This window comes from Neobacillus drentensis (assembly GCF_036962765.1).
Lineage (GTDB): Bacteria > Bacillota > Bacilli > Bacillales > Cytobacillaceae > Neobacillus > Neobacillus drentensis_C.
Map to the genome: position 1 here is coordinate 1 of NZ_JBALOS010000019.1, position 4,317 is coordinate 4,317.

Here is a 4,317-nt window from a genome sequence, read left to right on the forward strand (position 1 = left end):
GCAGGTTAGTTGAACAAGACATTAGATGAAAATTAACATTGATATTATTCAAGGTTATACTTATGATGGGTTGCTTTAATAAGAATATTGTATTGATGAAAGGGATTTTTCAATGACAGCTCATTATTTTATCGCTACATTAAAACCTATTCCTGAATATCACACAAGTGAAAATAATTATCCATTTCTAAATGGTGAAGCGTATAAGGAAAGTTTGCCGTTTACCCTCCCTTATGTTTATGAACTTGGAGGTGAAGATATTGAATTTATTACATTCTTGGATTCATTTATGGAAATAGGGGACGTTGTAGAACTATATATATTTGAGGAAGGACGACTGGGTTATCCCTTATCACATAATTATCCAGAAGAGTCCAGAACAATTAATCTCTTTAAAAAAACTTACAAAGATCAATACGGTGAATATCAATTAGACTCAAAAAAATGGAAAGAAGAGCTTTCCAGACGAACTATTGCATCAAAACGAAGCGTTACCACATTCGTTAAATATTAGTGACCTGCTTCTCTTAAGGTTGTTATTGAACTTACGGGTGCAAGAGTTGAACATCCAGATGTCATTCTTGGCAGCTTTTCTTATTGAGCTAACGGAGCAGATTAGTTGAATAAGGAAATCAATATTATTAGAATTTTTAGCACTTCTAAATAATTCCAAAACAATATAATTTAATTTATAATATGGCTATCATTATTTTTAAGGAGATATTTATGGAACTAATTACAGGCAAGGTCTTATTAATTTCTCTGTTCATATTGATAATTACAATGATTGAAACATTAGCTTATTCAACTAGAATTTCAGGAGCACGAGTAAAATTAATTGCAACAGCATTATCCTTGTTTAGTACACTGGTGATTGTTTCAAGGTTTTCTACGATGTTTCAACAACCTTTGACAGCTAAACTGATTGCAGAAGCACCAGATATAAACAAATTACACTACATTGAGGAACAATATAGAATATTAATCGGTGTAACTACAATTGGCGTATTGTTCGGTATTCTGTTGTTTCCGACCTTCATTAATATCTTTTCAAGAGCTATTGTGCAGCTTTCAAATCAACGAGGTTCAATAATTGGTTTGTTTGCTAATCAATTCAATCGAAAAGGCATAAGAAAAATTTTTATGTGTTTTAGGCTACCTAGATTTACATATCTAAAGGGAATTACCTGGAAAACTATTCCCAAACGACTCTTCGTGATTAATGTTATCATTTCAGCTGTTTTTACAATTGGGGTACTATCCTCAATATATGCATCTATGTTAGTACCTAAAGGTTATGCTCAGGCTGCATCAATGTCTTCTGGGATTATAAATGGTATAGCAACAATTTTATTATCATTGTTTATTGACCCTAAAGCTTCCGTATTAGCTGATAAAGTAATGAAAAAACAAACTAATTATATATATTTAAAAAGTTATTCTTTGACAATGATCAGTTCTAAATTTTTGGGTACTGTTGTGGCTCAATTACTGTTTATTCCTGCCGCATATTATGTAGCTTGGTTTGCTAAGTTGATTTAATGGGTTATTGCTAAATTACCGTGTGCTAGAGTAAAACACTAGGAGTTGCTTCGGCAACTCTTTTTGTTGTGTCAACTAAAGGGATGAATTGACATCCTTTTTTTCAGGATTTTGAAAAGATACACTTAAGCTAACGGGTGCGATGCTTCAATTACGAAGGATCACTTTTCCCTTCTTCAAGTAACGTAAGCAGGTTAGTTTAAGAAGGAAATTTTAATAATAAATGGTATTATTAAATCATCCTGTAAATGAGGTGGTTAAATGAAATTGGGGCTAAAACGTGACGAAGTGAGAGTAGAACCACATAACGTTGAATGGGAAAAAGAGTTTCTTAGGGTGAAACAAGAAATTCTAAATTCAACCCCTATTCAGGAAAACCGAATTGAACATATAGGGAGCACAGCCATTAAGGGTATGGTTGCCAAACCTATATTGGATATAGTTGTGGGTGTGGATGATATAAATAACGTCGATAAATCAATTTTCCAGGGGCTAAAAAAGGCTGGGTTTCTAAGACTTCGGGTGGAGCGTCCAAATGAAATCGTCCTTGCAAAGTTTACTGATGAAACCTACGAAGAAAAGACCCATTTTATTCATTTGGTTGAATATAACAAGGACCTCTGGAAAAATTTAATCTTTTTTAGGGATTACTTAAATTCAGACGAAGCAACACGGGAACAATATAAAAGTCTAAAAATGGAATTTCTTGAAAAGCAAAATGGCGGAATAGATGAATATACCGATTACAAAGAGCAATTTGTAAAAGAAATTTATGCAAAAAGAATATAAGTCCCTTCTTCAAATAACGGAGTGCAAGTGTTGAAGATCCAGCTGCCATTTGGCGGCTTTTTCTTATTGAAGTAACGATGCAGGTTAATTGAATAAAGAATGTCGTTGCCCGTCCCATACAAAGACCCTTTAACCATTATAGAAATACTTAATGATGGTTTAACAACAAACGCTCAGAATTAGCTTCTGAGCGTTTGATTCCTTGATTCCAAAACATTTGTTAAAAATAGATTTAATTTAAAATACCATCGAGTGAATATTGTCCTGCCCCCGTAAGAGCTACACCAATTGCTACAACTAATACAGCAAGACAGTATTCATATCCACCCTTTGTAATCCAATAACCATTTGGTCCGTGAACTTTTAAAATTCCTACTACCATTGTTCCAGCAATCACAATGCCTGCAAGTGGGGTAAGTAACCCTAACGCAAACATAGCTCCACCTATTAATTCCGATAGCCCAGCGAGTAACGCCATTGTTACCCCTGGTCTTATTCCTAATTTTTCAAAATGCTCCCCAGTTACTTTTAAACCACCGCCGCCACCAAAGCCGAATAACTTTTGGGCTCCGTGAGCTATGAATGACAATCCAATTACTAAGCGTATTAACAATAAACCAAACCCTATCATCTTTTTGCTCCTTTAATTATCTTTATTTAATTTGTTCGTTGTTGAGTTAATCAAATTCATTCAACTATTTCCGTAAATCTTTAATCTACTGGAGTTTCGAATTTACCCTCCTGATAATCCCGATAAGCCTGTCGAATTTCTTCTTCTGAATTCATTACGAAAGGTCCATATGCTACAACAGGTTCTCTGAGAGGTTCACCTGCAAAAAGAACAAGACGTAATTTTTCGTTTGCAGAAATGTGAATACTGCTCATTTCCCCATCATTTGCGGAACCTAGCCACATTGCTTGCCCTTTTCTTGCCTCAACTTTATTTTCACCAAATGATCCACTTCCTTCTAATACATAAATATAGCCATTATAGGTACCAGGAAGGTCTTGACTAATGGATGCTCCTTCTTCCAACACCATTTCTACAAACGTGACAGGTGCGTAATTTAGGGTGTTCGATACAATATCTCCAGACGAACCTGAATATACTCGAATTAAGGCACCGTTCTCTTGATGAACGGGCATATCTTTTGCGTGCATATTTTGATAACGGGGTTTTACCATTTTATATTTACGAGGTAGATTAACCCAAAGCTGAAGAAGATGAACTGTTTCACCGTCAAGTGGTGATTCATTATGGATCACTCCTTTACCAGCAGTCATAAATTGAAGGTCCCCTTTTTCTAGGATTCCACCTGCCCCCATAGCATTGTCATAATGATTAAGCCTTCCGTCAATGATTAATGTTAAGGTCTCTATACCACGATGAGGATGCTCACTAAATGCTCCTTTTTGAAATTTATCTTCCATTAGTAATAAGAACGGATCATAATCTACCCAGTTGCCAGGTGCAAGGATAGGACTTGCGGTATGAATATTGCTTATTTTTTGTTCGGTTACTGTCCATACTTTTTTTATTTCACGACGTTTAATATTTTCGGTATTCATATTAATTGCCCCCTTTTCATAATCATAATAAACCATTAAAATCAATTATATAAGTATGCACTTTGAAGATATATAGTATGTAAAAAGATACTATTGGAGGTAAAGATGAAAATAAAACCTGAATTTTGTAAAGTACACGATGCTCTTTCCATCTTGGTTGGGAAATGGAAGCCTATCATCTTATTGTATCTAATGTTGGAAGGCACAATGAGATATGGAGAATTAAAAAAAGCACTTGTAGGCATTACCCCCAAAATGCTAACAAATCAATTAAGAGAACTAGAGGAGGAGGGGCTCATAAGTCGAGAGGTATATCGTGAAGTCCCACCTAAAGTGGAATATTCTATAACTGAGTATGGAATGACATTGAAGCCGATTTTAGATTCAATGCACGAATGGAGTATGGAACATAAAAAG

At 34.9% G+C, this 4,317-nt stretch carries 6 protein-coding genes; 4 read left to right on the forward strand and 2 right to left on the reverse strand.

Annotated features, from left to right (window positions below; genetic code table 11):
- Window positions 1–112 precede the first annotated feature (112 nt).
- The 3 genes from V7137_RS03275 to V7137_RS03285 all read left to right on the forward strand — a co-directional run bounded on the left by V7137_RS03275 (window position 113) and on the right by V7137_RS03285 (window position 2,331).
- Window positions 113–514 carry a hypothetical protein gene (locus V7137_RS03275; RefSeq protein ID WP_335696734.1) on the forward strand — a complete coding sequence of 134 codons (402 nt, stop codon included), beginning with the start codon at window positions 113–115 and terminating at the stop codon, window positions 512–514.
- Between the two features lie 212 nt (window positions 515–726).
- Window positions 727–1,542: a lipid II flippase Amj family protein gene (locus V7137_RS03280; RefSeq protein ID WP_335696735.1), complete on the forward strand. Its 816-nt coding sequence runs from the start codon at window positions 727–729 to the stop codon at window positions 1,540–1,542.
- A 261-nt stretch (window positions 1,543–1,803) separates the two neighbouring features.
- Complete coding sequence (locus tag V7137_RS03285) at window positions 1,804–2,331, forward strand: GrpB family protein (protein WP_335696736.1); 528 nt, start codon at window positions 1,804–1,806, stop codon at window positions 2,329–2,331.
- Window positions 2,332–2,563: 232 nt separating this feature from the next.
- Here the strand turns inward: V7137_RS03285 and V7137_RS03290 are convergent, their stop codons facing one another.
- Together V7137_RS03290 and V7137_RS03295 are read right to left on the reverse strand one after the other, a co-directional pair.
- Window positions 2,564–2,962, reverse strand: coding sequence for a DoxX family protein (locus tag V7137_RS03290; RefSeq protein ID WP_335696737.1), 399 nt, complete (start codon window positions 2,960–2,962; stop codon window positions 2,564–2,566).
- A gap of 80 nt (window positions 2,963–3,042) precedes the next feature.
- Window positions 3,043–3,900: a pirin family protein gene (locus tag V7137_RS03295; RefSeq protein ID WP_335696738.1), complete on the reverse strand. Its 858-nt coding sequence runs from the start codon at window positions 3,898–3,900 to the stop codon at window positions 3,043–3,045.
- Between the two features lie 105 nt (window positions 3,901–4,005).
- Here V7137_RS03295 and V7137_RS03300 point away from each other — a divergent pair.
- The coding region (locus tag V7137_RS03300) for a winged helix-turn-helix transcriptional regulator (protein WP_335696739.1) at window positions 4,006–4,317 on the forward strand (312 nt) is incomplete at its 3' end.